The 3,625-nt window shown below is 53.4% G+C and carries 3 protein-coding genes; 2 read left to right on the top strand and 1 reads right to left on the bottom strand.

Annotated features, from left to right (window positions below; translation table 11 throughout):
- Nucleotides 1–182: 182 nt before the first annotated feature.
- Nucleotides 183–794 carry a glycosyltransferase family 2 protein gene (locus RC85_RS25180; protein ID WP_160148176.1) on the bottom strand — a complete coding sequence of 204 codons (612 nt, stop codon included), beginning with the start codon at nt 792–794 and terminating at the stop codon, nt 183–185.
- Nucleotides 795–1,130: 336 nt separating this feature from the next.
- On the opposite strand from RC85_RS25180, the gene hisI reads away from it, so the two are divergent.
- Nucleotides 1,131–1,523, top strand: a complete 393-nt coding sequence (gene hisI, locus RC85_RS25175; protein ID WP_068267613.1) for a phosphoribosyl-AMP cyclohydrolase — start codon at nt 1,131–1,133, stop codon at nt 1,521–1,523.
- Nucleotides 1,524–1,876: 353 nt separating this feature from the next.
- Complete coding sequence (locus tag RC85_RS25170) at nt 1,877–3,259, top strand: sulfatase (protein ID WP_068267611.1); 1,383 nt, start codon at nt 1,877–1,879, stop codon at nt 3,257–3,259.
- Nucleotides 3,260–3,625: the final 366 nt, after the last annotated feature.

The following is a 3,625-nucleotide window of genomic DNA, read 5'->3' as shown; positions in this document are numbered from 1 at the left end:
CCCGCCGACTTGATGACCGAACGCGCGGGGCGATGCCCACGCGGCTAAACGAACTAACACGTGTTTTCCGAGACCAAAACTCTTCACGGCGTTGGGCATCGCCCCCAAGCAGCGTCTGGGAACAGAAAGTAGGCCGTAGCGAGCCATAGCGAGTTACGGCGCTGCGCAAATTGCCGTACGGTTCACGTCATCACGGACAAACTCTTGGCGGATTCGCTGCTGAGTTGGAAGTGGTGACCGGCGGGGCTGGCGAGCGTCTTGAGATGCGGCCGGCGGATCAATTGCAGGGAACTGTACTGGACTGCTGGCTCGGTCGCTTCCGCATCCCGCGACTCGAATTGCGTGTCGGCTTGCGTTCCCCAGGATCGAAGCCGACGCATCAGGGGTGCCGATGGTGGCCGAACCTTGCTTTCGGTTCGCGCGGCAACAACAGTTTCATCTTTCGCGATCTCGAGAAGTCTTCGCAGGTCTTCGGTCAGGACCGGATGTTCGTCTTCGCAGATGAGCACGATCTTTCCGGTGGCCCGTTCCAATCCCGTTTGTCCGGCCGATTCCATTCCTCGCGGTCGGTCGTGCCTGAGAACGCGGAGTCGTGAGCGGGTCGTTTGCAGGTCGTGAAGTCGCTCGCGTGTTTGGTCATGGCTGCCATCATCCACAACCACAACTTCCGCTTCGCCAATGCCCGCGACTGTCAGTTGGCTAAGCAGATGCTCAACAAGTTGAACCACATCGTGCTGGCGATTGCGAACCGGCATCACGAACGAGACGTTCGATGGAGCAAGACGATGAGGCATCGATTGCAGGCCAAAACAAAGGAAGTGCAGAAACATGAGGCCAGCGAAAACGCACGGGTCTCTTTCCTATCATCGGATCGATACCAGCAACTTAGTCATCCCCGGCCCCTATCAGCCGATCATTCTCGTTTATGCGATCGCTCCGGTTACTCTAGTCGTGCGGCCTGTTCGGATTGAAACTATCATACCGGTTTGATTTAGGAACAAGAGCGGAATGATAGTCGCCTTTCGCTCCGCGAAAGTGTGTTTTCAACGTACTTTCGCGGAGCGAAAGACGACACCTCCTTTCGCTCGTTCATTAGCAACGTATTCACGACAGGACCAGCGATGGACGACATGCCGATTCCCAACTTCGCCAAAGGAACCGCATCGGCGGGCGGAAGTCTGCTGCCCGCGATCGCCCAGGATGCAACCAGCGGGCGAGTCTTGATGTTTGCTTGGATGAACGAAGAGGCGTTTCGTGAAAGTCTAAAAACTGGCTACGCGGTGTACTTCAGTCGTTCGCGAGGGAAGCTTTGGCGAAAAGGTGAAACAAGCGGCCACCAGCAGAAGGTCATCGAGATCCGCGTTGACTGCGACGCCGATGCAATCTTGTTGCGAATCGAACAAACCGGCGCAGCCTGCCACGAAGGTTTCGAAAGCTGCTTCTTCCGGCAAGTCGCCAAAGACGGTTCGTCACGGATCGCTGACGAACGATTGGTCGATCCCGCGACGGTGTATGATAAATAGATTGGCGAAGCGTCGATGACATCGTCAAACATTTTAACTCGAATGGCGAAGCGCTCCCGCGTCGTAAAGATGACAAAAAATGAGGGGCGGAAAATATAGGATTCGATAAGGAGATTTTTTGCCCACTGTTTTTTCAAACGGGGAACGCTTCGCTTGGCGTGTCTCGTAGATCGTGGGTTGCGGAAATTTGGCAAGACTGCAGGACCGATCGGGCGCCGTGAAGAGTTTCTAAACCGTTAAATCGCGTGGGCATCGCAAGGTAGTTACGATTGGTAATCTAAGAGGGATTTCAAACGAGCTCGGTTTTGGGCGTCGAGGAATTTGGATCCTGTTTTAAATCAAGGAAACAAGAGATGAGAAGTAGTAAGTTGATTGGTCGAAGCGTAGCGGCTTTGTTGGTTGCTTTCAGTTTGATCCAGTGCGCACGCGCTGCTGAAACAGAGAGACCCAATATCCTGTTGATTCTGGTTGATGATATGGGGTGGAAAGATCTCGGATGCTATGGGAGTGACTTTTACAAAACACCGCATATCGACAAACTGGCAAGCGAAGGGATGCTGTTTACGGACGGATATGCTGCGGCATCTGTGTGTTCGCCGACCCGGGCAAGCATCGTTACCGGCAAGTATCCGGCGCGTACTCGATTAACCGACTGGATCCCGGGAAGCAAGCATCCGAAAAAACCTCTTCGTATGCCCAAGTGGCAACGTTGGCTTCCCGAGGAAGAAGTAACCATTGGGGAGTTGTTCCAACAGAACGGATATCGAACCGCGTGGTTGGGAAAATGGCATCTGCGAGGATTGCCGACACCAGAACATCCTGATCCGGCATTGCAGGATCCACTCTATGCGACGCCGCAGCAAGAGCACGGGTTTGACGTTGGTGTTCAGGATTGGTATTTGAACAGCGACGAGCGGCCGGAAGATCCCAAAGGTGTGTTTGAGCTTACGAATGAGACCATTGAGTTTATCAAAAACACGCCGGATCAACCCTGGTTTGTCACGCTGTCTCACTACTCCGTGCATTCTCCCGTACGGTTTAACGATGAAGTTCGGGACGCCTACAAAGCCGCTGTGAATCCGAATGCGTTGCAACAAAACGCTGCCTATGCCGCGATGGTTGAACCGTTGGATCAGAGCATCGGAAAACTGATGGCGTTTATGAAGGAGCAGAGTTTGGATGAAAACACGCTGATTGTTTTCATCTCAGACAATGGCGGTGTTTCTGGCTGGACCAACAACGCACCGCTACGCAACGGGAAGGGAACGCTCTATGAAGGCGGCACTCGAGTCCCGTGGATTGCCCGTTGGCCAGGACGCATTCCGGCCGGCGTAACATCCGATGCGGTTGTCAGTTCGATCGATCTGTATCCCACGTTTGCTCGCGTCGCAGGCATCCCAAACCTTCCGACGGACATCGATGGCGTTGACCTGAGCGACCATCTTCTTTCCTCAAAACCGCTTGGACGCGATGCCGTCTATTGGCACTACCCGCATTACCATCATGGAGTTCCCAGCGGTTCGATCCGCAAAGACGACTACAAACTCATCGAGTACTTCGAGGACGGCAAGTTGGAGTTGTTTAACCTGAAGGCCGACCTTAGCGAAAAGAAAAATCTCGTTGACCAGAAGCCTGAGTTGGCAGAAGAATTGCATCAGGCACTTGTTGATTGGAGGGATAAAGTAGACGCCCAAATGCCGACCCCAAATCCAAATTATTCTTCCAGGTCAAAGTGACATTCGTTTAGGGATCGTCAGAGGTGTCAGGTACCGTTTTGGTTGCTTAGGAAACTTTTTTATTACCTATTCTCACTTTTGGTACCCGGCACCTTTTCTGGGCCGTTCGCGGATGATTTGGGCAAAACGATGTGGGGGCAAAACGATGGTGCGCGGTCTTAGCACAGATTGAGCAAGCGGGCCGCGCATCATCGTTTTGCCCCCCCATCGTTTTGCCCAATTTCCCATCACCGTTTCCAGCAGGGCGATTGCACGGGGATTTACCGACTGAAAACGACTTTTTCCATGTAGTCATCGTCCCAACCAGCGGTGAGCCGCTTGTTTTTGACTCCGCACTTGGCCGTTTTCTCTTGCTTGAGCAAGCTT

The organism is Rubripirellula obstinata, from assembly GCF_001642955.1.
Lineage (GTDB): Bacteria > Planctomycetota > Planctomycetia > Pirellulales > Pirellulaceae > Rubripirellula > Rubripirellula obstinata.
Note: the sequence above shows the minus strand (reverse complement) of the source record. Positions and strands in the feature narration are given on the sequence as shown.